The sequence below is a fragment of the Anaerocolumna jejuensis DSM 15929 genome (assembly GCF_900142215.1).
Taxonomy (GTDB): domain Bacteria; phylum Bacillota; class Clostridia; order Lachnospirales; family Lachnospiraceae; genus Anaerocolumna; species Anaerocolumna jejuensis.
In genome coordinates this window covers 69,727-95,150 of sequence record NZ_FRAC01000017.1, presented here as the reverse complement: position 1 = coordinate 95,150, position 25,424 = coordinate 69,727, and the positions used below count along the sequence as shown (strand labels likewise).

Below are 25,424 nucleotides of genomic sequence, written 5' to 3'. Positions count from 1 at the left end.
TCCGCGTATTTTTAGAATGTAAAGTTTTTGTAAAGTCTCTTATTCCGCATAAAACCTGAAATTAGTTATTTTATAATACCATTTTTACCAAAATATATTAAAAATGACCGGGTACCCCTGCGTTTTCTTTCCTGCTATATTTTATAAATTTAACATTTTTTTCTGTATTAAAAAGTATTCCCATTTTATTTTAAATTTACTTAGCCTTTTTCCTATGTTAAAATAAACTTATATTTGATGAGCAAATCAGGAGGATAAGGGAATGAAAAAACAAGACTATATTACCTGGGATGAATATTTTATGGGGATTGCAATCTTTTCTGCGGAGCGGAGCAAGGACCCCAGCACCAGTGTAGGGGCATGTATTGTAAGTGAGGACAATAAAATTCTCTCTGTGGGCTATAACGGTATGCCCATTGGCTGTTCGGATGATGAATTTCCCTGGGAGCGGGAGGGTAATCCCCTTGATACCAAGTATTTTTATGTCTGCCACGCTGAAATGAATGCCATCCTTAACTATACCGGCCCTTACATGAAAGGTGCAAAGCTCTATGTCACCTTATTTCCCTGCAATGAATGTACAAAGGCCATTATCCAAAAGGGTATCAGTGAAATTATTTACCTGTCGGACAAGTATGCCGAAACCGATGCTACCAGAGCCGCCAAAAAGATGCTGGACGCTGCCGCTATCTCCTACCGGAAATACCAGCCCATCAACCGTGATATTACAATCTCCCTCTAGAAAACCACCTGTTCCAAAAGAATTTACTACATAAAAATCTTCATAAAAATATAGATTTGGCTGCCGGGAAGAGGCCAGCTTAAGAAATACTTCATTATTATTAATTCTTTTTTCCTTGCATGGCACCTGATGTTGTGGAATGATTAAGATAGAAGAAAATGCAGAAGAGGAAGTTAGACCCATGGATGCCAAGGATAAACGCCGCAGAAAAAAACGCAGAAGCAGACTTCGTGATATTATTGCTATCACCAGCCTATGCATACTTATGACAGCTATCGTCGGAACCATGCTGTTTTCAGTTCTGAAACATCACAAGGAAGCGCCCTATGGTTTTTCCTACTATACCATAGCACCTCCTCCCATAACCGAGAAACTCCTTACACCCAATAACTACTCCCGGTCAGAAAAGCCGTTAAAAAGAGTAAAGGGTATTGTAATCCACTATACCGCCAATCCCGGCACTTCTGCAAATGCCAACCGGAATTATTTTGAGAATTTAAGACTCCAGACGAAAACTTCTGCCAGCAGCCATTTTGTTATCGGGTTAGACGGGGAAATCCTTCAGTGTATTCCCCTGGATGAGATAGCCTTTGCATCAAATAACAGAAATGACGATACCATTTCCATTGAATGCTGCCACCCGGATGCTACGGGCAAATTCAATCAAAAGACCTATGATTCTCTTGTTGCACTGTCCGCCTGGCTGTGCAGTAAATACGGACTGGATAAAAGGGATTTACTCAGACATTATGATGTGACAGGAAAGCTGTGCCCGCTTTATTATGTGAAGCATGAGGATGCATGGAAAGCTCTGAAAGATGATATCATTACCTATTTAAAAGAAAAAGAAGCTTCAGCTGAATTAGGCTGAAGCTTCTTTTAATTTCTGTCTTTGCTTTATCTTTACTGCCTTATGTTTCCCGGTAATTTTACTTTCCGGTAAAACAGTACTGAAACTGCATATTTACTCTTCTACACTGTAGTTAGGTGCTTCCTTGGTAATATGAATATCATGGGGATGACTTTCCTTAAGTGAAGCTGCGGATATCTTAACAAAGCGTCCGTTCTGCTTCAAATCCTCAATCGTCTTGGTTCCGCAATATCCCATACCGGAACGGAGTCCGCCAATCAGCTGGAATACGGTATCCTCTACGGTACCCTTATAGGCTACTCTTCCTTCCACGCCTTCCGGTACCAGCTTTTTGGCATTGGTCTGGAAGTATCTGTCCTTGCTTCCGTTCTCCATAGCGGCAATGGAGCCCATGCCACGGTAAACCTTGTATTTTCTTCCCTGGAATAATTCGAATTCTCCGGGACTTTCATCACAGCCTGCAAATATGCTGCCCATCATACAGAGATTGGCACCAGCAGCAATTGCCTTTGTGATATCGCCGGAATACTTGATACCTCCATCTGCGATTACCGGAATGCCATGCTTCTTAGCTGCTTCGTAGGAATCCATAATAGCTGTTACCTGGGGAACACCAATTCCTGCCACTACTCTGGTCGTACAGATGGAGCCGGGGCCGATACCAACCTTGACAGCATTAACGCCTGCCTTGATCAGGTCCTCTGTGGCTTCTTTAGTTGCTATATTACCGGCAACAATCTGAAGTTCAGGGTAAGCATCCCTTACCATACGGACAATCCTCAATACATTGGCAGAATGGCCATGAGCCGTATCAATTACAATAGCATCCACCTTGGCTTTTACAAGAGCGTCCACTCTCTCTAAGATATTGGCGGTAACACCTACTGCGGCTGCACAGAGCAGTCTGCCCTGGGCGTCCTTTGCAGAAAGGGGATACTTAATCTGCTTTTCTATATCTTTTATTGTAATAAGTCCGCTTAAATTACCGTCATTATCAACAATCGGAAGCTTTTCTTTTCTGGCGGAAGCAAGAATTTTCTTGGCTTCTTCCAGGGTAATGCCTACAGGGGCGGTAATAAGACCCTCTGAGGTCATACTTTCTTTGATTTTCTTGGAATAGTCTGTTTCAAATTTAAGGTCACGGTTCGTAATAATACCCACCAGACGTTTTCCTTCTGTAATAGGAACACCGGATATTCTGTATTTAGACATTAAATTATTGGCATCCTCTAAGGTATGTTCCGGTGATAAATAAAAGGGATCTGTAATAACACCGTTCTCGGATCGTTTTACCTTGTCCACCTCTTCCGCCTGCTGCGCTATGGACATATTTTTATGAATTACACCGATTCCGCCCTGTCTGGCCATTGCAATAGCCATTCTGTGCTCTGTTACCGTATCCATTCCCGCACTCATCATAGGAATGTTTAATTTAATCGTCTTTGTCAGATAAGTTGACACATCCACTTCATTGGGTATCACTTCTGAAAAGGCTGGTACCAGTAAGACGTCATCAAAGGTAATGCCTTCACCGATAATAGTTCCCATCTCATTTTTCCTCTCTTTCTTTTCTGATAGCTGAATTTTAGTTAATTTTTAAAAGTATAACCAATAAGAAACCGCTTGTCAACTAGTAATAACAGATTTTGTCCCTCTGCAACATACAGAAATAATAGTATGTCTTTCCACCAGATACATCCGTCCTTCCATATTGAACAGAGCCTTTTTCTTTAGATAATATATGGAAAATTACCATAATTTAAAAGATATTGATAATTGTGTAATAATAAGGTTACACAAGGGTTATATAATAGTCCCAGCACGCTTGAGCTGGTATAGCAGGCCTTAGCAGCGAAAAAATATTAAACAAGGAGAATATGACGTGAGAAAAATCAAAAATTTTTCTATCAAGTTTAAACTGATTGCAGGATTCTTATTTATCACACTTTTATTGGCAGTTGCAGGCATTTTAGGAGCTCTTAATATTAACAGCCTTGCAGCACGTTCCCAATCCATGTATTCCAACAATCTAAAGAGCATAAATGAACTGCACAAAATCAAGGAAAACCTGCTGAACACCGTAACCCAGCTCCAGGTTGCTGTTTTATATAAGGATACGGAAAAAACAGCTACTGCTATAAAAGCAATCGACGAGCTGATTACGGAAAATAAGACCTACCTAGCTTCCTACAGCGGCAGGCAGCTTTCAAAGGAAAACAGTCAGATATGGGACGATTTTCAAAAGGATTTAAAACAATATGACACAGAAAGGCAGAATGCATTGGATTTTGCAGCTGATACCCAATATAACCAGGCAGAACAGTCCATGGATAATGTTATTACCGTCAAGGATGCTATGTTTACAAAGCTCAATACATTAATCGAAAAAAATGAAGCAATGGCCCAAAATGTCAATACAGACAATATGAAGGAGGCCAATGCCAGTTCCTATATAATGTACTGCTTCATTACCCTGGGCCTGCTCTCTTCCTTATTGATAGGCCTTATAGTATCATTAGGCATCTCCCGCTCAGTTAAGAAGGGACTGGACTTTGCCAGGGCCCTTGGAGAAGGGGACCTGACCGTTGAAATTGAAAATAACAGCCAGGATGAGCTGGGAAAATTAATTGATGCCCTAAAGGCAGCCCAGTTAAACATACGTGATATCTTATCAAATATTATCCTGCAGACAGAAGAGGTTTCCGCTTCCAGCGAGGAACTGTCCGCAACCTTAGAGGAAGTTTCAGGCAGCTTTGAGATGATCAATACCAATACCAATGCCATTAATACTGGTGTAACGGATATTAAGACTGCCGCCGGTGGATTAAGAAGGACTGTCGAACAGGTAAATAAAAGCGTAAGCAGCCTGGCTCTTAATTCCTCCGAGGGAAGCAGCCAGGCCGCCCATATAAAGCTGCGTGCCAATGAAATTAAGGATAAGGGGAATACCTCCAGCCAGCTTGCAAAGGAATTGTATATGGAACAGCATAAAAATATTCTGGATGCCATAGAAAAGGGCAGGGTAGTTGAAGAAATTTTCAATATAGCAGGCTTAATTAATGCAATAGCCGAGCAAACCAATCTTTTATCCTTAAATGCATCCATTGAAGCCGCAAGAGCGGGAGAATACGGCAAGGGCTTCAGTGTCGTCGCAAGTGAAATAGGCAGCCTGGCGGAGCAGTCGGCCATTCATGTAAAAGAAATTACAAGGGTAGTGAATAATGTTAAGAAGGCTTTTGAAAACCTTGCGGAAAATTCCAGAGAGATTTTAAAATTTGTTGACCAGAATGTTCTGGCGGATTATGCCCTCCTCCTTGATACGGGCTCAGCCTATGAAAAGGATGCCGTATATGTAAACGAATTATCCGGGAATACCGCCTCCATGGCCCAGGAACTGGGCGCTTCTACTGAGGAAATAACCAATATGGTTCAAACTATTACAACAGACATTGAGAATACCTCCCAAAGCTTTGAACAGGTTTGTGATAACATGCATCAATATACAGCAGCTATGGGGCAGATTGCCAAGGCTGCTGAGAACCAGGCTTCTATCGCAGAAACATTAAGCAGCCTGGTTGCAAAGTTCAACATTTGATTCCTTTTAGGAAGCTTTATTCTAAAAAGTATTTTAAAATTCACTATAAAAGGGACTGCCGCAATAGAAGGTCAATGCCAGTTATGTCCGCATAAATGAATTTATGCGGGTTACCGGTCTGAACTTTCTTGCAGCAGTCCCTTTAAATTCCTTAGGCCGTACGGTAATTTTAGTACTGTACCAGCTTCCTCGGATATTTCATCTTAATACAGTTTAACATCTTTTCATTGGGCTCAAAAAGAATCCTTAAGTTCTTTTCTCCCTGGCGGAATATTATCACATAGGGCTTCGCATTCTTATCCCTGGAGCTAAAGTCTTTCTCCGTCAAATTACCGTTCTTATAGCTGTCCAGTGAGTGGGAACCGATAGGTGCCATTACCTCAACCTGCTCAAAATCAATCTTTAAAGCTGTTTTTCTCCTTGCCTTACCCATAATCTTATCGAAATCCAACTGCCCGTCACAGAATACATATTCATATTCAATGTTAAGCCTTGGGAAGAGATAAAAAATGGCAACGATTAGTATAACTGCTATAAATAACAGAATCTGGCTGCGCATTGAAAAGAAGAACAACACAATTGCCGCAAATATCAATAAAAATCTTAAAGCATATGTTCCGGCAGTATCCTTTCTCTTTACTCCTGCCTCTGCATATAACTCGTTCATTTTCCTGCCTCCTGACCTAATTTTATGCCCTCTTACTTTTCCCAAGCTAAGATTTCCTTTATCACAGGCCGTTGCCTGTCACATTGAAAAGGATGGCATATTTATAAGAGTATTATACTAAAAAAACTACTAAAGGAAAAGCCTTAATCCCAAAATAATTATAATATCTTTCTAAAAATCCTGTGAAATTTCCGGCTTTTCCTGTAATTCTATCCTGCCCTGGCAGTATGTGAAATAGGGGAACCAAAAAGGGGAATCTGCATTGGCAGATTCCCCCATCTATAAAGTCAGAAATTTATTTATTCCTGACCATTGGCTTTATGGAATTACATCATTCCCATTCCGCCTGCACCTGCGGGCATAGCAGGTTCATTGGATTTGATATTGGCAACAACAGATTCTGTTGTTAATAAGGTAGAAGCAACGCTGGTAGCGTTCTGAAGAGCACTTCTTGTAACCTTTGCAGGGTCTAAGATACCGGCAGATACCATATCTACATACTCTTCTTTTAAAGCATCAAAACCTACACCAGGATCTTTTTCTTTTACCTTGCTGGTTACTACGGAGCCTTCCAGTCCTGCATTGGAAACAATGCAGAAAAGAGGAGATTCCAGAGCCTTTAAGATAATGTTGGCACCGGTCTTTTCATCACCTTCCAATGTAGCTGCCAGCTTGGCAACTTCCTTGGAAGCGTGGATATAAGCAGAACCGCCGCCTGCTACGATACCTTCCTCAACAGCTGCTCTTGTAGCTGCAAGGGCATCTTCCATACGAAGCTTCTTCTCTTTCATTTCAGTCTCAGTTGCAGCACCTACACGGATAACTGCTACGCCGCCTGCTAACTTCGCAAGTCTTTCCTGTAATTTTTCTCTGTCGAAATCAGAAGTTGTCTCTTCAATCTGAGCTCTTATCTGAACGATTCTTGCATCGATGTTCTTCTTCTCGCCTTCACCGTCAACAACGATGGTATTTTCCTTCTGAACCTTAACAGATTTTGCACGTCCTAACTGCTCCATTGTGGTTTCCTTTAAGTCAAGGCCTAAGTCATCAGAAATTACTGTACCGCCTGTTAAAACAGCGATATCCTGAAGCATTTCCTTTCTTCTGTCACCATAGCCGGGAGCTTTTACAGCAACAACATTGAAGGTTCCTCTTAATTTATTTACGATCAAGGTTGTTAAAGCTTCACCTTCCACATCCTCTGCAATAATTAAAAGTCTTGCGCCGGATTGAACGATCTGCTCTAACAGAGGGAGGATATCCTGAATGTTGGATATCTTCTTATCTGTGATTAAGATATATGGATTGTCTAAGTTCGCTTCCATTTTGTCCATATCGGTAGCCATGTAAGCGGAAATGTATCCTCTGTCAAACTGCATACCTTCAACCAGATCAAGCTCTGTCTTCATTGTCTTGGACTCTTCAATAGTGATTACGCCATCATTGGATACTTTCTCCATAGCGTCTGCTACCATCTCACCTACGGCATCATCACCGGCAGAAATAGCGGCAACTCTTGCTATCTGAGCCTTGCCGTTAAGCTTGGAGCTCATCTTTAAGATAGCTTCTACTGCTGTATCAGTAGCTTTTTGCATACCTTTTCTTAAGATAATAGGATTAGCGCCTGCAGCCAGGTTCTTGATTCCTTCATTAATCATAGCCTGTGCAAGAACAGTAGCGGTTGTTGTACCATCACCTGCTACATCGTTGGTCTTTGTAGCAACTTCTTTTACTAACTGTGCTCCCATGTTTTCAAAAGCATCTTCCAATTCGATTTCCTTTGCAATGGTAACACCATCGTTTGTAATTAAAGGAGCGCCATAGGATTTATCCAGTACAACATTTCTTCCCTTAGGTCCTAACGTAACTTTTACTGTATTTGCTAATAAATTAACGCCGTTTTCCAGAGCCGCTCTGGCTTCTGCACCATGTTTAATTTCTTTTGCCATTTTACTAACCTCCTGAATATAATGAATTAACCGCCAGCATACCGCAATCTGTTGCGGTGCTGCTTAAATAGAAAGATTAAAAATGCTACGCATTTTTCACTCTAACAGCAATGCCTGCCCAGCACGCCTTAAGATTGGGCCGAGGATTTCGCAGGCACTATCTTGTGTGAATATTGCTTTTTAATATTCACACTAGTCTTCTACAACAGCTACAATATCATTCTGCTTTACAACTATATACTCTTCTTCCTCTAATTTCACTTCTGTACCGGAATATTTGGAGAATATAACCTTATCCCCAACCTTAACCTGCATGGTAACTTCTTTTCCGTCCACCACGCCGCCGGGGCCTACTGCTATAACTTCCGCCTGCTGAGGTTTTTCTTTTGCCTGACCAGGTAAAACAATACCTGATTTTGTTGTTTCTTCAGCCACAAGCTGCTTTAAAACCACTTTGTCTCCTAATGGCACTAATTTCATTTTTATTTCCTCCTTATGATATCAATATTTCATTAAAAAAGGCATTTTTTGAGTTTTATTAGCACTCACTCTTATTGAGTGCTAACCAATAAAGATATATTAGTAAATTTGCATTTATTATGCAACTATACTTTTCTTTGTAAAACGCTTAAAAATACGATTTATTATGATTATCCTCTTTCTTAGTCTTAATATCTCATTTTTTCAAATTTTTTTATTTCTTTCTATATAAGACCACTGTATAAAACCCATATCTTATGCAGTACCAGTTAGTATTATTGTCAATAATATATGGAATAATACCCTGCCGCAGAAAGCAAAAAACTTATCAATTTCCGTTGTCTAATCCTTTTCTCCATGCTATACTCAAAACAGCCAGTACTAATTAAAGTTCCCGAAAGGAGTACCAATACATAAATGAAAGAAAAACTATATACCATACCGGTCAATGATGCCTTTGACAGCGATTGTGAATGTCCGATATGTATTATGAGAAAAACACTGGAGAACAACGCCGTTGAATTTACCATGGGACCAAGCTATATGGATGATGATGTAAGGGCTGAGACGGATAAAACCGGCTTCTGCAATTATCATCTGGGAAAGCTTTATGAGAACAATAACAGGCTTGGTCTGGCACTCATGCTAAAGACCCATATGGATAAAACAATAAAGGATCTGGAAAGCCTTTCTGCCAAGAAAGGAAAGGGGCCTTCCCTGTTTAAAAAAAGCTCCGAGGTCACTCCGGTAAAGGAATATACCGATACCCTTAAAAACTCCTGCTACATCTGCAACAAAATTGAAAATATGTTTTCCCTCTATATTGTCACATTCTATTACTTATATGAAAATGACAGCGCCTTCCGGGATAAATTCAAAGCCTCAAAGGGACTTTGCACCGAGCATTACGGCCTGTTATTTCAGTCCGCCGACAAGCATCTTAGCGCTGAGAAGGCAGAAAATTTCCGAGAGGAATTAAACAAGGTTTATTTTGATAATATGAAGCGTGTGCGCGAGGACCTGGAGTGGTTCATTGATAAATTCGATTACCGCTATGTCAATGAGCCCTGGAAGAATTCAAAGGATGCCCTTCCAAGAGCCATGATTAAAACCAACAGTGCCTTTGAAGCTGATAAATAGCTCTTTTTTTCCATACCTGGTAAGCAGCACTGTGGCATACCTTAGGAACAGAAATCAGGAAATGCATGGAAAGACCTCCAAACAGATATATCCGTATCAAAACAGTAATAGGGCTGCTGCAGGATTCCTTTTCTTATACTCCCGCAGCAAGCCCTTTTTATGTACCGTGTATCTAGCAAAGCCGGAGCTACCGGCCTGCCTTCTATTTATTCTTCCTGTTTAATCAGGTCTTTTAATTCTCTTGCCTTTGTCTTGATACGCTCATTGGCATCCCTGGAGATCAGCACTCTGGAAATCCATCTGCTGGACTCATCAATCTTTCCGCTTCTTCTTGCCAGGTCAGCTATTAAGTACATCATAGTGTTTTCATCCATGCCGCACAAGGGGAAGGATTCCTTAGAAAAGGCCTCCATAAATCCTTCACAGGCATTCTTGATGAATTCCAGCTCTTCCTCCTGAAGCTTCTGCAGCTCCTTTTTGGTTTCTTCTGTTTCTTCCTGTTCCTCTAAGGATTCTGCTTTGCCTCTGAGAAGCCAGGCTGTTTTAAGGCAGGTATAGGCTCTTTCGCTTATCTTTCCCTTTTTCACAATGGTATTGACAAGAGCCAGCTTATGACGGGATATTGCCTCCTCATAGGTAAGCACCTCACCCTCGGGAGCCATTCCCTTAAAGGATGCCGTTATGTTCTCTTTTATCAGTTTGGCCTGTTGGGAGGTCATATAATTAAAAAAGCGGTTCAGGGCGGCATAGCCGCAGTGAGGACAAGCTATAACGTCATATTTCAAAGAATCCATGTGCTGGTACTTCGGACGCAGGTCCGTATCAGCGGATATTAATTTTACCTTACCTGTTTTTACAGTTTTTGATTTAAAACCTTTATCACATACAGGACAGGTGTAGGTCTTATCAAATATAAAATCTGATTCCACTACCTGTGCCTTCTCTTCTGTTCCCTGCTGCTCTGCCTTTTTCCCCTTATCGTCCGATGCATATACATCCAAATCGGACATCTTACCTAATCCAAATTCTTCAAGTCCCGAAAATATATTAGCCATTATACTGCTCCTCCTTTACTCAGGCTTGTATGAGCTCTTAAGTGATACAATTCTGTTAAATACCAGGTTATCCTTTGCAGAATCTTTGGAATCCACACAAAAATAACCATGTCTTAAAAATTGAAAACTGTCATAAGACTTTGCTTCGCTTACGCTGTGCTCAATACGGCAGTCCTTTAATACTGTAATAGAGTTGGGATTTAAATTCAGACTTCCGTCTTCGTTATAGACTCCCTTTTCTTCATCTACGATATTTTCATATAACCTTACTTCTGCCTTTACGGAAGTTTTCGCATCCACCCAATGAATGGTGCCTTTTACTTTTCTTTCATTGAAGCCGGAGCCGCTTCTGGTCTTCGGATCATAGGTAGCCTGTACCTCTGTTACAACTCCGTTTTCATCTGTTACATAACCGGTACAGGTCACAAAATAAGCATTCATAAGCCTTACTTCATTTCCCGGAAAGAGCCGGAAGTACTTCCTGGGAGGATCTATCTTAAAATCTTCCCTGTCTATGTAGAGTTCTCTGCCAAAGGCGACCTGCCTGGAGCCCATCTCTTCGTTTTCCTGATTATTGGATACCTCCATAAATTCGGTCATATCCTCCGGATAGTTGGTAATAACCAGCTTGACCGGGTCCAATACCGCCATGACACGGGGTTTTTTAAGCTTTAAATCCTCTCTGATGCAATATTCCAGCATGGGATAATCCACAGAGCTCTGGCTCTTTGATACCCCGCACAGCTCCATGAACATCTTAATGGATTCCGGCGTAAAGCCCCTTCTTCTTAAAGCGCTGATGGATACAAGCCTTGGGTCATCCCATCCGTCAACGATTCCTTCTTCTACCAGCTTCTTGATGTAACGCTTGCCGGTTATCACATTGGTAAGGTACAGCTTGGCAAACTCTATCTGCCTGGGAGGATTCTCATATTCCAATTCCGTCACCACCCAGTCATAAAGAGGCCTGTGGTCTTCGAATTCCAACGTACAGATGGAGTGGGTAACTCCTTCAATGGCATCCTCTATGGGATGGGCAAAGTCATACATGGGATAAATGCACCACTTGTCACCCGTATTATGGTGGGTCATTCTGGCAATACGATAAATGATGGGGTCTCTCATATTGATATTAGGTGACGCCATATCAATTTTGGCACGGAGGACCTTGCTGCCGTCCTCATACCTGCCGTCCTTCATTTCTTCAAAGAGCCTTAAATTTTCTTCCAGGGTTCTGTTCCGGTAAGGGCTTTCTTTGCCTGGCTCCGTTAAAGTACCTCTGTATTCCCTGATTTCTTCTGCGGTTAAATCGCAGACATAGGCTTTTCCCTTTTTTATTAGCTTAACTGCACCTTCATACATCTGGTCAAAGTAATCGGATGCAAAGAATAGTCTGTCTTCATAATCTCCGCCTATCCATTTTACATCTGCAATAATGGATTCTACGAATTCTGTCTTTTCTTTGGTAGGATTGGTGTCATCGAATCTTAAATTAAACCTGCCGCCATATTCCTTTGCCAGTCCATTGTTTAAAAGAATGGATTTGGCATGTCCTATATGAAGATAGCCATTCGGCTCAGGAGGAAAACGTGTTACAACAGTAGTACAGTGTCCCTCTTTGATGTCTTTTTCTATAATCTGCTCAATAAAATTCTTTGAAACTATTCCACTATCAGCCGGATTATTTTCGCTGTTATCCAAGGCAGCTTCTTTGTCTTTCCCGTTATCCATGGCTGTGCTCCTCCTTTAGTAATCAATCAAAATATATAATAACACAATCTCAGTGATTAGTCAAAATAGAGGTTTTTATAATACCTGAAACTGCATCGATAAATGCTGCCATCTCCTCATCCGTTCCGATGGTGATTCTTAAGTAATTATCAATCCTCGGCTTTTTGAAATAACGCACATAGATCTTCTTTTCCCTCAATTTTTCAAAAATTAATTCTGCCGGAACCTCCCTGTGGGCGGCAAAAAGAAAGTTGGTCCTTGAATCCAGAATGGTAAATCCCAGTTCACAAAGGTTTTCTGCGGTACGTGCCCTGGTCTTCCTTATTCTTTCGATAATTTCCTTATGGTAATCACTGTCTCTTACTGCTTCCGCTCCATAATATAAGGAAGGCTGGTTCATGGTATAGGAGTTATAAGAATATTTTACATCATTTAAGGCTTTTATAAGGGATGGTGCTCCAAAGGCATAGCCGATTCGTATTCCCGCCATGGAATAGGATTTTGAAAAGGTCTGTACGACCAGGAGGTTTTCAAACTCCTTTAACAAGGACAGCGCACTTTCTCCGCCGAAATCCACGTAAGCTTCATCCACAATGACAATGGATTCCCTGTTGTGCTCCAGGATATCCCTGACAGCGTCCAGCTCTAAGCTCAAAGAGGTAGGTGCATTGGGGTTGGCTATCACAATTCCGCCGTTCTTCCTGTAATAATCCTCCTTTCTGATGGTAAAGTCTTCCTTTAAGGGCAGCGTTTCGTAGGGGATATTATAAAGTGCCGCCCATACCTCATAGAAGGAATAGGTGATATCCGGAAACAGGATGGGCTCCTCGGAATTAAAGAAGGTCAGAAAAGCTGTTGCCAATACATCGTCCGAACCCACTCCTACAAAGATCTGTTCATTCTTTAAACTGTATGCTTTACCCAGTGCCTCCGTTAAAACAGTGGAGGCAGGATCGGGATAGAGCCTTAAATTATCCGTCTTAAATTCTTCCACAGCCTTTTTCACCTTCGGAGAAGGAGGATAGGGGTTTTCATTGGTATTTAATTTGATCATTCCCGGTTGATTTGGCTGCTCTCCCGGAACATAAGGCACAACCTTTCTGAAATACTGTTCCCATTGCTTCATAGTGACCTCTTTTCTGCATATCCGTTATGCGTATGTCTCAGCTTCCGTTTTTATCGTATTTCCCTTTCAAATCCTGGCTTACTGCATCTGCTGCTATCATATCTGCTTTATCTGCCTGCCGCTTTTATATCTGCTTTATCCGCCTGCTGCAATCATACCTGCTTTAACCGCCTGCCGCTTTCATACCTGCTTTATCTGCATCTGCCTGCTGGTTCTTCCCTGTATTCCTCGTAAAGCTTCCGAAAGCCGGGCAATGCTCCCTCAATGGTGCTTTTGCCCACACAGTACGCAATCCGGCAATATCCAGGGCAGCCAAAGGCGGAACCCGGTACTACAAGAATATTATACTTTTTGGCACGCTCACAGAAAGCCTTATCATCCTCTTCCAGCGTCTTTACAAAGAGATAAAAAGCTCCCTGGGGCTTTGCACAGGAATATCCATATTCCGTCAGGCTGTTATATAAGAGCTCCCTGTTCTCATTATAAACAGAAACATCAACCTCTGAATCCAAACAGCTTGCAACGACCCTTTGTATCATGGAGGGTGCATTTACAAAGCCTAATATCCTGGTCGCCACTCCTGCTGCCGCGAAAATCTCTTCATATTCATCCACTTCAGAGGGAATTACAAGATAGCCTATACGCTCACCGGGAAGGGACAGGGATTTACTGTAGGAATAACCTACAATGGTATTTCTGTAATATTTGGTAACGTAGGGAACAAACACATCCCCATATACCAATTCCCTGTAGGGCTCATCGGATATGAGATAAATAGAGGTACCAAATTCCTGCTGCTTTTTTTCTAATACCTTAGAAAGCTCTTTTATGGTCTCTTCGGAATACACTACACCTGTAGGATTGTTAGGTGTATTTATGATAACTGCCTTGGCAGAGCTGGTAAGCTTTTCTTCCAGCTCCTTTAAGTTTGGCAGGAAGGTTTCCTTATCCGGGCTGATCACTACAAGCTTCCCATCATAATTATCGGCATAATTCCGGTATTCCCCAAAGAAGGGAGCAAAAACAACAACTTCCTCACCAGGGTTTAACAAGGTCTTAAGAATTACATTTAAGCCGCCTGCCGCACCAACGGTCATAATGATATTCTCTGAATGAAATGAGGTTTGGTGGACTTTATTTAATTTATCGGCTATTTTCTCCCTGACGTCCTCATAACCGGAATTATTCATGTACCCATGTAAAAAGGTAGTGTCCTCATTTGTTATGATATCAACAACTGCTTCCTTTACCGAAGCAGGGGGCGCCACACTTGGATTGCCAAGGCTAAAGTCGTATACATTTTCCTTGCCGTAAATTGCTGCCAGGCGCTTTCCTTCTTCAAACATGGCTCTGGTCACCGAACTGTTCTTTACCATAACACTCATTTTTTCAGAAATCATATAAAACCTCTTTCCTTATATTGTCTTTTCTTTTATTCTACTTTATTTTTTAACAGTATAGCATAATGCCATCTTTCATTACAAGTCATGCCTACGTACTAATTCATTTTTTTCTATAAAAATTCATTCTTAAAAAAAGATGTGCTCCAAAATGCAAAGAACAGCTTCTTACAAAAGAACCCTGTATAATAGAAGATGATTCCTCTATTTTACAGGGTTCTTGTAGTTATTTAAAATTTATATTTATCCGTTTTGAATTTACCTTCCCATAAAACAGGTATGGAGCTGTAAGTACAATTACCTGTCATTTATCAAACCGGATATCCAGATAATCCTTTACAATCTGCACGCACTTATCAAAGCCCAGGCGCTTGCTGTTAAAGCACAGGTCGTAGTTCCCTGCATCTTCCCAGTCTCTCCCAGTATAATAACGGTAGTAGGCCGCTCTTCTCTTATCCGTTTCAAGAATCTTCTTTTCAAGCTCTTTCGAAGGCAGGCTGTACATATCCTCCAGCCTGTTTACACAGTCCTCCAGGGATGCGTGGACAAATACCTTCACTACATTGTCCATATCCCTCAGAATATAATCCGCACATCTTCCTACAATAATGCAGGATTCCTCTTCGGCCAGCCTTCTTATGACCTTTGCCTGGTAACTGAATAAATTATCATTGGAAACAAAGTCCTCCCTGTCAGGAGGAATCAACTCGCCCCTGTATTCCTTCCTGGCTATGCGGTATAAAAGGCTCTGTTTTAACTGCTCGTCCGCCTTGCCAAACAATTCTTCATTTATTCCGCTTTCATCGGAGGCCAGACGGAGCAGTTCCCTGTCATAATAGTGGATTCCAAGCTCCTCGGCTAACATCCTCCCCATAGTCCTGCCGCCGCTGCCGTAACCTCTGGCTATCGTAATCACAATGTTTCCCATACCAACTCCTCCTTTATTCGCCAAGATATGCTTTCTTTACGGAGTCATCATTCAGAAGCTCATCTGCCTTTCCTTCCAAAACAATCTTGCCCGTCTCTAAAACATATGCCCTGGTGGCAATGGATAGTGCTTTTTTTGCATTCTGTTCCACCAAAAGAACCGTTGTACCGCTCTCACTGATTTCCCTTATAATATCAAATATTTCCGATACGAACAAGGGGGATAAGCCCATGGAGGGTTCATCCATCAATATGATTCTGGGCTGGGACATCAGAGCCCTGCCCATGGCAAGCATCTGCTGCTCACCGCCGCTCAAGGTACCTGCTATCTGGTTCTTACGTTCCTTTAATCTTGGGAACCTGTTATATACTTTATTCAGAGTGCTTTCGATTTCACCCTTATCCTTTCTGGTATAGGCTCCCATCTTAAGATTTTCATATACTGTAAGCTCGGCGAATATTCTTCGGCCTTCCGGAACATGTGCCATACCCATGGTCACGATTTTATGGGCAGGTGTCTTCGTCAGGTCTTTCCCTTCAAATAAGATATGCCCTGACTTTGCTCCTATCAGCCCTGTAATTGTATGAAGGATCGTAGTTTTGCCCGCACCGTTTGCTCCGATAAGGGCAATGACCTCTCCTTCCTTTACTTCAAAGGATACTCCTTTTAACGCCTGGATAACTCCATAATATACATTCAGGTCTTCTATCTTTAACATTGCCATAGTGTCTCTCCTTTATTCTCCAAGATATGCGGTAATAACCTCCGGATTATTCAGAACATCCTCCGGCGTTCCTGCTGCCAGTTCCGTTCCGAAATTAAGCACCAGTATCTTTTCGCAAATTCCTGACACAAGTTTCATATCATGCTCGATTAATAATATGGTGATACCGTAACGCTTCCTTACAAGCTGGATGGTATCCATAAGCTCTGCTGTTTCATTGGGATTCATGCCCGCTGCGGGTTCATCTAACAAAAGCAGCTTGGGATTGGTTGCCAGACCTCTGGCAATCTCCAGTTTACGCTGTTTTCCATAGGGAAGGTTTCCGGCAAAATACTCTGCCTGACCATCCAGATCAAATACCTCCAGAATCTCAAGAGCCTTTTCATCCATACTCTGCTCCTTTTTAAAATAAGAGCCCAGGTGAAGAAAGCTTTCTGCCAGGGAGTAGCCCTGCTGGTTATGAAGGGCTGTCTTTACATTATCAAGAACTGTCATTTTCTTAAATAACCGGATATTCTGAAAGGTTCTTGCAATTCCCGACTTACAGATTTCGGAGGGGGACTTTCCTACTAAATCCACACCATCCAGCCTGATAGTGCCGTCCGTAGGCTTATATACACCGGTAAGCAGGTTAAATATGGTTGTTTTGCCTGCACCATTCGGTCCGATCAAGCCGTAGAGCTGCCCCTTTTCAATGGATAGGTTTACACTGTCCACCGCTCTTAAGCCTCCAAAGGAGATTCCTAAATTTTTTACTTCCAATAAACTCAAAGTCTTTCTCTCCTTTCCTACCTGGCTCTTGCCTTTAATTTTGGTAACCTGGGAAGTTTACCTGACTCTTCCAGCCTCTGACGGATTTCGGAAGAGTTAAACAGCATGATGAGGATAAGTGCCAGTGAATAAAGTAACATTCTGTAATCGTTTGCTCCTCTTAAGAATTCCGGTAAAAGAGTCAGTATGATGGCAGCTATTACGGAGCCTCTGATGCTGCCCATACCGCCTAATACTACGATAACCAGAATTTCAATTGATTTGTTATAATCAAAATTACCGGGCTTTAATACACTTAAATTATGCCCGAACAGCACTCCTGCCACACCTGCAAAAAAAGCTGCAATTACAAAGGCCATAATCTTATAATTACTTACCTTAATACCAATGGATTCTGCTGCTATGGCATTGTCCCTGACGGAGCTGATTACCCTTCCGTAACGGGATTTTACGAAGTTGGCCAGCAGGATGAGTGTGATAATAACCACCCCATAGGTCCATTTATAGTTGGTGTATCTGGGAATACCGCTTAAACCTCTGGCTCCTCCCGTAACTCCTAAGAAATTAATGACGGAGCGGACAATTTCACCAAAGGCAAGGGTAACGATTGCCAGATAATCACCCTTCAGGCGCAGTACTGGGATTCCGATTACTACTCCAAACAATGCTGCCACAATACCTCCGATTAAAATTCCTAGTAAAAAGGCAAGTGGTTCCGGAATTCCGGTATGGTCTTGTGCAAAGATTGTAAATAAGGCTCCCGAATAAGCTCCGATAGCCATAAAGCCCGCATGTCCCAAAGACAGCTCTCCCAGGAAACCGGTAGTAATATTTAAGGATACTGCCAGAATAATGTTAATGCCGATTGGTACAAGGAGGGATTTAAAATGACGGGTAGCTAAGCTCCCCTCCATCAATGCCATTATTATCAAATAAACTGCTATAATTATGACTAATTTTATCAGATTCTTAATTGTAAAAATACTTCCTGTCTTTTTACTGATACCTTTTCCCATACTGCTCCACCTACACTTTCTCTATACGGTTCTTACCAAGAAGCCCTGATGGCTTCACAAGAAGAACGATAACCAAAACGCCGAAAACAATCGCATCGGAAAGCTCTGTTGAGAGGTAGGCTTTTGATAAGCTCTCAATGACACCAAGAAGGATTCCTCCAAGCATGGCTCCCGGAACGCTTCCGATACCGCCTAAAACTGCCGCAACAAAGGCTTTGATACCGGGTAAAGCTCCCAGTGTAGGTTTTATGGACTGGAACTGGCAGATAAACATGATGCCCGCCACTGCCGCCAGCGCGGAGCCAATGGCAAAGGTCATGGAAATCGTGCGGTTTACGTTAATACCCATCAGCTGGGCTGCCGCCTTATCCTCGGAGACTGCCCTCATAGCACTTCCCGCCTTGGTCTTATTGATAAATAGCGTAAGGGCTATCATACAGATTGATGTAACTACCAGTGTTACAATGGTAATACCCGGTATCGTAACCCCTCCTACCGTAACGGTCTCCAGATTAATAATGGATTTAAAGGTAACCGGATTTGCCGAAAATATTAAAAGGGCAACACTCTGTAACAGATAACTTACGCCAATGGCAGTAATCAATACCGCTAAGGGCGGAGCCTTCCTTAAAGGCTTATACGCAATCTTTTCTATTGCAACGCCCAATACGGCACATACAACAACAGTAAGCAATACTGCCGGTATTACCGGCATCTTAAAGTCCGTTATGCTTACATAAAGAACATAGGCCCCTACCATGATAATATCCCCATGGGCAAAGTTGATCATTTTCGCAATACCGTATACCATGGTATAACCAAGGGCTATTAAGGCATATATACTTCCCGACCTCAGGCCGTTTATAAATTGTTCAATAATACTTTCCATCTCGCACCTCGCATCACATCTTCCTCATAACTTCCTCATAAGCTAATTCGCTTTTTCCGGAAGCCCTCTCCCCGTTCTTCCGAAAAAAGCGAACTAGTTCAGTCTTAAGTCAGCCTTATTTAAAAAAGAAAGAATTTGGACTAAAGTCAGCTCTTCATAGCTTCAGCCCAAAATCTTTCACATTTGCTTTCAGAGCATGCCACAGGCTGGTCAGCAGACCAGTCTGCGGTACTGCCGCTCTCTATTTTTCTACTGTTTTTGAAGTGTATTCGCCGTTCTTGATTTCAACAAACTTGGCACCCTTATTAGGTTCACCGCTTGCATCAAAGGTAACGGTACCGGTAAGGCCCTTTACTTCAATTTCAGTCATTGCCTTAATTAAATCCGCACTGCCAGTCTTTCCTGCTTTTTCAAGGGCTGCTTTGATAACGTTTACCGTATCATATCCGTCTGCTGCGAACTGGTCCGGTGTAGCATTGTATTTTTCCTTGTATTTTGTTACAAATGCCTGAACAGCCGTATCTGGATCTGTTGCAAGGAAAGGACTTAAGAATACAGCACCTTCCAATACTTTCTTATCAACTACCTTATCCAGTACTCCGTCCCATCCGTCGGAACCGATGAAGGGAAGTGCCATGCCAAGCTCTGATGCCTGAGTGGTGATATAAGCAGCATCCTGATAATAAACAGGTGCAAATACTATCTGTGCATCTGTTCCCTTAATGGTAGTAAGCTGTGTATTAAAGTCTACCGCATCGGTAACAAAAGCTTCCTTGGCAACGATCTCACCGCCAAGCTCTTTTACCTTGCTTTCAAAAGCTTCCGCAACACCGGTGCTGTAATCATCTGAATTGTTGTAAATCATGGCAACCTTTTTATAGCCCAGAGTATTCACTGCATAATCTGCCATTGTCTCTCCCTGAAGAGGATCTGTAAAGCAAAGGCGGAATGCATTGGGATTCTTGGTCAAATCCTTTGCAGAGCCGGAGGGTGTAATCTGTAGAATTCCATCGGCATTTGTCTGGTCTGCAATGGCAAGTCCCGCACCACTGGTTACCGTACCAAGGAGTGCCTGGATACCTTTATCCATTAAAGTGTTGTAAGCAGCCATTGCGGTATCCCCATCTGCCTCATCATCTTCAAACTGCAGCTTTAACTGTAAGGTCTTATCTCCTACCTTAACGCCGCCTGCATCATTGATTTCCTGAATAGCAACCTCAGCCCCCTGCTTAACGGAAATACCATAGGATGCAGCCTGACCGGTTAAAGGTCCTAAACCGCCTATTAAGAAGGTTCCGTCTCCTGTGCCGGAAGCTTCGCCTCCATCTGAACCGGTGCTTCCGGTATTCTTCGTTCCGCAGCCTGCTAAAGAAGCAACTGTCAGAGTTCCTAATAACCCAAGACTGACAACTTTTTTGAATATTTTCTTCATAAATAACCTCCCTTTGAATATATTAGCATCCGATAGTTTTCTGCTATGAACCATTGGCTTATTAATGTATTAAAGTACCTGGGTAAAAACAGAAGCTTACCGGATAACTATAAGCTGTAAAAAGTAACATAGCCAAGCTGAATTATGATTTTTTGACCACTTTCAGATATAAAAGTGCCATATCTTCAAAAAAAGCCAAAATTCAACTTATACAGGATATAAATAAAAAGGCGTTCAAAATACATGTATACTATGAACGCCTCTGTTCTGCATCTATCTTACTATTGTCATTTCTATTTGTCAACAAAAATTATGGAATACTAATAATTCTCATAATTACCAAGTTCACCGCCGCATTTATCGCAAAAATCCAGACCGGCAAGGGTAATACCGCCGCAGTCGGGACAGATCATCTTTTCCGGAAGAATTTCCTTCTCGACAATCTCATATTCTTCCTCTTGGGGAGTTTTTACGGCTTCTTCTTTTTTGACGTCTTCCTTTCTGATGGTCCCGTCTATGGTACTTTTACTGCTCTTACTGCTGGTTTCTTTTCCTTTCAATAGCTTCTTTAAGAAAAACACCCTAATGCCTCCTTATATAATGGAATCCTCTTCCCGGTATTTGTTCATCAGCTTTTTGAATATCTCTCCGTTGCTGGGCGGTGTGTAGGTAATGGCATTGGCACCGGCTTCAATTGTCTTAAGGATGCTCTCTTCCGTAGGCCCTCCGGTGGCTATAATAGGTATCCACGGGAATTCCTCTCTGATCTGCTTTACCATATCGGTTGTCTTTCCCGCACCGGATACATTGAGGATATCTGCTCCGGCCTCGATTCTTGCCCTGATATCTGTCTTTTCGGATACCACCGTTATTACAATCGGAATGTCTATCCTTTCTTTTAAATAAAGAATGGTTTCATTGGGCGTCGGTGCATTCAGTACAACTCCTACAGCCCCTTGAAATTCCGCATCCTCCGCAAGGTTAAGTACTCTTGAACCCTTTGTGGTGCCTCCGCCGACCCCGCAGAATACCGGGACATCAGAGCAGTTAATAATAGCATGGGTAATGATAGGCTGGGGGGTAAAGGGATATACTGCTATCACTGCATTGGCATTGCAATTCCGAATAATTGCGATATCCGTTGTAAACACCAGTGATTTGATAAGCTTTCCAAATATCCGTATGCCGCTTGCCTGTTCAATTACTTTTGGTACCCGTACCATATGTTTTCTTAAATTACCATCAATTTCCGGCAGAAATTTTTCCTCCATAAATTTGGTTAAGAAAGGTCCTGTTTACCCCGCCAAACAAAAGCATACCAGTCCTTTCTTATTAAACCACACCCCGCTCTCTTAAATTTTTATTATGTAAGTAAAATTTTAGTTTTCCCCTCTTCCAGGTGTAAGAATGCCGGAATAGAGCCGTTATTACACCTGGAAGGGTTCAAAAACTTTATTTCATTAGTATGCCTTCTAATTGCTTCCTTCCAACAGGAGGTTCTTATAATTGCTTCCCCTCATCTCTATCTGGGGAACACCCTTTTTCTCAATATAGTCCCTGGTTATTGTAACTTTTCCGATATTGATATCCTTTGGTATCTCATACATGATATCCAACATAAAATCTTCAATTATTGCACGGAGTGCTCTGGCTCCTGTCTTTTTTTCCATGGCTTTTTCTGCGATTGCTTCCATGGCTCCATCGTCAAATTCCAGACATACCTCATCCAGGGCAAGAAGCTTTTGGTACTGCTTTAATATAGCATTTTTAGGCTCCTTCAATATCTTTATAAGCATGTCCTTTGTAAGTCCTTCTAAGGAAAACATAATGGGAAGACGTCCCAGGAATTCCGGTATCATACCAAATTCTCTTAAATCCTCTACACTGACCTTTAACAGCACATTGGGGTCACTATCGTATTTGTCCTTTAAATCGGCACTGAATCCAATGGAAGTCTGCTTATTCAGCCTTGTCTTTATAATGGTATCCAAGTCGGGGAATGCTCCTCCACAGATAAATAATATATTCTTTGTATTTACCGTAGTAAGAGGTACCATGGCATTCTTACTGGTAGCACCCACAGGTACTTCCACATCACTTCCCTCTAAGAGCTTAAGCAGTCCCTGCTGAACGCTCTCTCCGCTTACATCCCTGTTATTCGTGTTCTTTTTCTTGGCTATTTTATCAATTTCATCAATAAAAATAATCCCCTTTTCCGCTCTCTCCACATCATTATCCGCAGCAGCCAGCAGCTTTGAAATAACACTTTCCACATCGTCTCCGATATAACCGGCCTCTGTCAGGGAGGTAGCATCCGTTATGGCAAGGGGCACATCCAGAAGTCTTGCCAGTGTCTTTACAAGAAAAGTCTTCCCGCTTCCGGTGGGTCCAATCATAAGCATATTGGATTTTTCAATCTCTATATCATCCATGGTATCTGCTGCAACCCTTTTATAATGGTTATATACCGCAACTGACAGGACCTTCTTGCCATGTTCCTGACCTACTACATAATCATCTAATTTACCTTTGATCACATGGGGGGAGGGAATGTTCTTAATGTCAAAAGCATCTGCCGTCTCCGCCGGTTCCTCCTCAGCCTTTTTCTTCTTTAGCTTCTGGTTCTTGGGAACCTCCTTCTGGACCGTATTCATATTCATTACATTGGGCGGGAATCCCATAAGGTCCATGTAGGGCATGCCATTGCTGTTAATCGTATCAAAGGTTTTCTGCATACAGTCGGAGCAGATGCTGATATTATTCGGAATACGCAGCATCTTTCCTACCTTGCTCTCAGGCCTTCTGCAAATATAACAGACCTCTTCATAGTCATCCTTGTTTTTAGTTTCCTTGTCTATATTCTCCAGGTTATTATCCTGATCCTTTAAATCATCACTCATATTGTTATCTCCTTCTCCTTAAAAGAACTTTAAGGCTTTTGTCAAACGCGTTGTTACTTTTTGAAACATAACTAATTATAACGTAGGGTTTTACCGTATACAATATATTAATATTGAAATTTTTCTAAAATAATTATAACGAAAGCAAAAAAAGAGCTACTGCAAAACAGCTTTTCTGCTATCAGCCGTGTTGCAGCAGCCCTTATTATTTCATAAGTCCGAATTCTGCTTATTTATTTGAATCAGTCTGTGGGTCCGCAGTCAGGGTAACATCAAAGGTCTTTTCTGAGAATTTGCCGTCCACATTACGCTTTACCGTTACCGTAATCTTTGTACCTGCGCGGTAGGAATTTACCTTTTCCTTCAGCTGTGTACTGGCGGTTATTTCCGTATCATTTACCTTGGTAATGATATCACCTGCTACGATTCCTGCCTTCTCTGCACTTCCTCCGGAAATTACTTTCTTTACGAATACACCTACAGGCCAGTTATACATGGTGGCAACGTCTTCCGTAACATCTTCCGGATATACCCCTAAATATCCTTTTTCCTTTTCCGTTAAGATTTCTCTGCTCATAAGTTCATCAATAATAGGGGTTGCTTTTGAAATGGGGATGGCAAAGCCCATGCCTTCTACTTCACTGGAAGCATATTTTACCGTATTGATACCAATTACTTCTCCGTTCAGGTTTAATAAGGCACCGCCGCTGTTACCGGGATTGATGGCGGCATCGGTCTGAAGAAGCACCATCTTCTTATCGTCTACATTGACCTCACGGTCCTTGGCACTGATATAGCCTACTGTTGTAGACTGCCCATAACCCAGAGCGTTTCCGATAGCAACTGCCATTTCGCCGACCTTCACTGAATTGGAATCGCCAAGCTTTGCAATGGCTATCTTATCCATTGTAGCGGATTTGATCTTTGTTAAGTCAATGGAGATAACAGCAATATCTGCTACGGAATCCGTTCCCTTAATAATGGCTTCCGCTTCCGTACCGTCAATAAATTTAACCTTAATAGGGTCAGCCCCTTCTACTACATGGTTATTAGTGGCAATCAGGAGTTCTTTTTCATTCTTTCCTACTATAATGCCGGAACCGCCGCCTTCACTCTCCTGATTGTACTGCTCGCCAAACCAGTCATTGTATACCTGGTTATAGGTAGTGGTTATCTGTACAATGGAGGGCATGGTCTTTTCAATAACATCTGTTACATCTGTTTTCTGTGCTATCTTACCGTCTGTTACAGCAGTGGAAGACAGCAGCTTATAGGAACCGTTATCTCCGATACTAAAACGGACCGGTGCGGCCTTGGGATTTAATTTATAATAGGCTTCATTGAATCCTGTAAAAGCCAGCCCTGCAACAAGTCCAAAGACAAGGGCAACTGCTACCAGTTTTCCTGCCTTATGAAAAAAACCATCCTTTTTCCTGCCCTTTTCATCCTGCTTTAATTCTTCCGCTCTCTGATTATAAGTTGTATTTGAAGTATCAAACCCTTTGTTTTCTTTATATTCCTGGTAATTTTCATAGGTTTGTCCGGCTCCTGTACCGGTCACCTGTTCTGCCCAGAAGCTGTAGGAACCGCCGGCTTCCTTCTTTTCCTCCTCCTGAGAAGGTTTTTTGTAACGGTATACACTGCTTTCCGGTATGATGCTCTCGTTTATAGTACCCTCGCCTGTAGTACTCTCACCTGCTTGCTCCATGGTATTCCCGCCTGCAGTTGTTTCTGTTACCTCTTCTGCTTCACGGCTGTTTATATCGGCAGCTTCATCCTGATTTGTATCTTTTTCAAAGAATTCATCTGACATATTGATTCACCTTCCTTAAACGTATCTTTTCTATTAACAGTAGTTTTATTTACATTCTAATATATCATTTACGTGACCATTGTAACAGTATTTTGTGTAGAGTTTGTGAAAATTAAGAAAATAAATTTTGAACGCAATCTTAAGAATTTCAGTTAAATATTAAGAAAATTTTGTATTGTGGAAATTCTTTCAATC

22 protein-coding genes are annotated in these 25,424 nt (G+C 41.9%); 4 read left to right on the top strand and 18 right to left on the bottom strand.

Annotated elements, in window-relative coordinates:
* Window positions 1-262: 262 nt before the first annotated feature.
* Together BUB77_RS16835 and BUB77_RS16830 are read left to right on the top strand one after the other, a co-directional pair.
* Entirely contained in the window at window positions 263-742 is a 480-nt protein-coding gene (locus tag BUB77_RS16835) for a deoxycytidylate deaminase (RefSeq protein WP_073278018.1), read from the top strand.
* A gap of 139 nt (window positions 743-881) precedes the next feature.
* Window positions 882-1,613: a peptidoglycan recognition protein family protein gene (locus tag BUB77_RS16830; protein ID WP_073278017.1), complete on the top strand. Its 732-nt coding sequence runs from the start codon at window positions 882-884 to the stop codon at window positions 1,611-1,613.
* Between the two features lie 93 nt (window positions 1,614-1,706).
* Here BUB77_RS16830 and guaB read toward each other — a convergent pair whose 3' ends face one another.
* A complete protein-coding gene (guaB, locus tag BUB77_RS16825; protein ID WP_073278016.1) occupies window positions 1,707-3,161 on the bottom strand; it encodes an IMP dehydrogenase in 1,455 nt (484 codons plus the stop codon).
* 334 nt (window positions 3,162-3,495) lie between these two features.
* Between guaB and BUB77_RS16820 the strand changes: the two genes are divergently transcribed.
* Window positions 3,496-5,208, top strand: a complete 1,713-nt coding sequence (locus BUB77_RS16820) for a methyl-accepting chemotaxis protein (RefSeq protein ID WP_073278015.1) — start codon at window positions 3,496-3,498, stop codon at window positions 5,206-5,208.
* A 169-nt stretch (window positions 5,209-5,377) separates the two neighbouring features.
* Here the strand turns inward: BUB77_RS16820 and BUB77_RS16815 are convergent, their stop codons facing one another.
* The 3 genes from BUB77_RS16815 to BUB77_RS16805 all read right to left on the bottom strand — a co-directional run bounded on the left by BUB77_RS16815 (window position 5,378) and on the right by BUB77_RS16805 (window position 8,304).
* A complete protein-coding gene (locus tag BUB77_RS16815) occupies window positions 5,378-5,875 on the bottom strand; it encodes a DUF6106 family protein (RefSeq protein ID WP_073278014.1) in 498 nt (165 codons plus the stop codon).
* Between the two features lie 326 nt (window positions 5,876-6,201).
* Window positions 6,202-7,824: a chaperonin GroEL gene (gene groL / locus BUB77_RS16810; protein ID WP_073278013.1), complete on the bottom strand. Its 1,623-nt coding sequence runs from the start codon at window positions 7,822-7,824 to the stop codon at window positions 6,202-6,204.
* A gap of 192 nt (window positions 7,825-8,016) precedes the next feature.
* A complete protein-coding gene (locus BUB77_RS16805) occupies window positions 8,017-8,304 on the bottom strand; it encodes a co-chaperone GroES (protein ID WP_073278012.1) in 288 nt (95 codons plus the stop codon).
* Between the two features lie 417 nt (window positions 8,305-8,721).
* On the opposite strand from BUB77_RS16805, the gene BUB77_RS16800 reads away from it, so the two are divergent.
* Window positions 8,722-9,444 (top strand): DUF6062 family protein, encoded by a 723-nt coding sequence (locus tag BUB77_RS16800; protein WP_073278011.1) that lies wholly within the window; start codon window positions 8,722-8,724, stop codon window positions 9,442-9,444.
* Between the two features lie 206 nt (window positions 9,445-9,650).
* On the opposite strand, the gene BUB77_RS16790 is transcribed toward BUB77_RS16800, so the two are convergent.
* The 14 genes from BUB77_RS16790 to BUB77_RS16725 form a co-directional block, all read right to left on the bottom strand.
* Window positions 9,651-10,499, bottom strand: a complete 849-nt coding sequence (locus tag BUB77_RS16790) for a DUF2225 domain-containing protein (protein ID WP_073278009.1) — start codon at window positions 10,497-10,499, stop codon at window positions 9,651-9,653.
* A gap of 15 nt (window positions 10,500-10,514) precedes the next feature.
* Window positions 10,515-12,230: a glutamine--tRNA ligase/YqeY domain fusion protein gene (locus BUB77_RS16785; RefSeq protein ID WP_073278008.1), complete on the bottom strand. Its 1,716-nt coding sequence runs from the start codon at window positions 12,228-12,230 to the stop codon at window positions 10,515-10,517.
* A 49-nt stretch (window positions 12,231-12,279) separates the two neighbouring features.
* Entirely contained in the window at window positions 12,280-13,356 is a 1,077-nt protein-coding gene (hisC, locus tag BUB77_RS16780) for a histidinol-phosphate transaminase (RefSeq protein ID WP_073278007.1), read from the bottom strand.
* 191 nt (window positions 13,357-13,547) lie between these two features.
* Complete coding sequence (locus BUB77_RS16775; RefSeq protein ID WP_073278006.1) at window positions 13,548-14,756, bottom strand: pyridoxal phosphate-dependent aminotransferase; 1,209 nt, start codon at window positions 14,754-14,756, stop codon at window positions 13,548-13,550.
* A gap of 304 nt (window positions 14,757-15,060) precedes the next feature.
* Entirely contained in the window at window positions 15,061-15,684 is a 624-nt protein-coding gene (locus BUB77_RS16770; protein WP_073278005.1) for a cytidylate kinase-like family protein, read from the bottom strand.
* A 13-nt stretch (window positions 15,685-15,697) separates the two neighbouring features.
* Window positions 15,698-16,408, bottom strand: coding sequence for an ABC transporter ATP-binding protein (locus BUB77_RS16765; protein ID WP_073278004.1), 711 nt, complete (start codon window positions 16,406-16,408; stop codon window positions 15,698-15,700).
* A gap of 12 nt (window positions 16,409-16,420) precedes the next feature.
* A complete protein-coding gene (locus tag BUB77_RS16760; protein WP_073278003.1) occupies window positions 16,421-17,179 on the bottom strand; it encodes an ABC transporter ATP-binding protein in 759 nt (252 codons plus the stop codon).
* A 17-nt stretch (window positions 17,180-17,196) separates the two neighbouring features.
* Window positions 17,197-18,195, bottom strand: coding sequence for a branched-chain amino acid ABC transporter permease (locus tag BUB77_RS16755; protein ID WP_073278002.1), 999 nt, complete (start codon window positions 18,193-18,195; stop codon window positions 17,197-17,199).
* A 10-nt stretch (window positions 18,196-18,205) separates the two neighbouring features.
* Window positions 18,206-19,084, bottom strand: a complete 879-nt coding sequence (locus BUB77_RS16750; RefSeq protein ID WP_073278001.1) for a branched-chain amino acid ABC transporter permease — start codon at window positions 19,082-19,084, stop codon at window positions 18,206-18,208.
* Between the two features lie 241 nt (window positions 19,085-19,325).
* Window positions 19,326-20,516 (bottom strand): ABC transporter substrate-binding protein, encoded by a 1,191-nt coding sequence (locus tag BUB77_RS16745; protein ID WP_073278000.1) that lies wholly within the window; start codon window positions 20,514-20,516, stop codon window positions 19,326-19,328.
* Between the two features lie 320 nt (window positions 20,517-20,836).
* Complete coding sequence (locus BUB77_RS16740; RefSeq protein WP_073277999.1) at window positions 20,837-21,097, bottom strand: hypothetical protein; 261 nt, start codon at window positions 21,095-21,097, stop codon at window positions 20,837-20,839.
* Between the two features lie 12 nt (window positions 21,098-21,109).
* Window positions 21,110-21,739 (bottom strand): hydrolase, encoded by a 630-nt coding sequence (locus tag BUB77_RS16735; protein WP_330392601.1) that lies wholly within the window; start codon window positions 21,737-21,739, stop codon window positions 21,110-21,112.
* 249 nt (window positions 21,740-21,988) lie between these two features.
* Entirely contained in the window at window positions 21,989-23,416 is a 1,428-nt protein-coding gene (gene clpX, locus BUB77_RS16730) for an ATP-dependent Clp protease ATP-binding subunit ClpX (RefSeq protein ID WP_073277997.1), read from the bottom strand.
* 229 nt (window positions 23,417-23,645) lie between these two features.
* Window positions 23,646-25,229: a S1C family serine protease gene (locus BUB77_RS16725; RefSeq protein WP_084124349.1), complete on the bottom strand. Its 1,584-nt coding sequence runs from the start codon at window positions 25,227-25,229 to the stop codon at window positions 23,646-23,648.
* Between the last annotated feature and the right edge of the window lie 195 nt (window positions 25,230-25,424).

Coding starts and splice junctions, on each gene's coding strand:
- BUB77_RS16835 (WP_073278018.1), top strand. CDS start 263: ATGAAAAAACAAGACTATATTACCTGGGATGAATATTTTATGGGGATT.
- BUB77_RS16830 (WP_073278017.1), top strand. CDS start 882: ATGATTAAGATAGAAGAAAATGCAGAAGAGGAAGTTAGACCCATGGAT.
- guaB (WP_073278016.1), bottom strand. CDS start 3,161: ATGGGAACTATTATCGGTGAAGGCATTACCTTTGATGACGTCTTACTG.
- BUB77_RS16815 (WP_073278014.1), bottom strand. CDS start 5,875: ATGAACGAGTTATATGCAGAGGCAGGAGTAAAGAGAAAGGATACTGCC.
- groL (WP_073278013.1), bottom strand. CDS start 7,824: ATGGCAAAAGAAATTAAACATGGTGCAGAAGCCAGAGCGGCTCTGGAA.
- BUB77_RS16805 (WP_073278012.1), bottom strand. CDS start 8,304: ATGAAATTAGTGCCATTAGGAGACAAAGTGGTTTTAAAGCAGCTTGTG.
- BUB77_RS16800 (WP_073278011.1), top strand. CDS start 8,722: ATGAAAGAAAAACTATATACCATACCGGTCAATGATGCCTTTGACAGC.
- BUB77_RS16790 (WP_073278009.1), bottom strand. CDS start 10,499: ATGGCTAATATATTTTCGGGACTTGAAGAATTTGGATTAGGTAAGATG.
- BUB77_RS16785 (WP_073278008.1), bottom strand. CDS start 12,230: ATGGATAACGGGAAAGACAAAGAAGCTGCCTTGGATAACAGCGAAAAT.
- hisC (WP_073278007.1), bottom strand. CDS start 13,356: ATGAAGCAATGGGAACAGTATTTCAGAAAGGTTGTGCCTTATGTTCCG.
- BUB77_RS16775 (WP_073278006.1), bottom strand. CDS start 14,756: ATGATTTCTGAAAAAATGAGTGTTATGGTAAAGAACAGTTCGGTGACC.
- BUB77_RS16770 (WP_073278005.1), bottom strand. CDS start 15,684: ATGGGAAACATTGTGATTACGATAGCCAGAGGTTACGGCAGCGGCGGC.
- BUB77_RS16765 (WP_073278004.1), bottom strand. CDS start 16,408: ATGGCAATGTTAAAGATAGAAGACCTGAATGTATATTATGGAGTTATC.
- BUB77_RS16755 (WP_073278002.1), bottom strand. CDS start 18,195: ATGGGAAAAGGTATCAGTAAAAAGACAGGAAGTATTTTTACAATTAAG.
- BUB77_RS16750 (WP_073278001.1), bottom strand. CDS start 19,084: ATGGAAAGTATTATTGAACAATTTATAAACGGCCTGAGGTCGGGAAGT.
- BUB77_RS16745 (WP_073278000.1), bottom strand. CDS start 20,516: ATGAAGAAAATATTCAAAAAAGTTGTCAGTCTTGGGTTATTAGGAACT.
- BUB77_RS16735 (WP_330392601.1), bottom strand. CDS start 21,739: ATGGTACGGGTACCAAAAGTAATTGAACAGGCAAGCGGCATACGGATA.
- clpX (WP_073277997.1), bottom strand. CDS start 23,416: ATGAGTGATGATTTAAAGGATCAGGATAATAACCTGGAGAATATAGAC.
- BUB77_RS16725 (WP_084124349.1), bottom strand. CDS start 25,229: ATGTCAGATGAATTCTTTGAAAAAGATACAAATCAGGATGAAGCTGCC.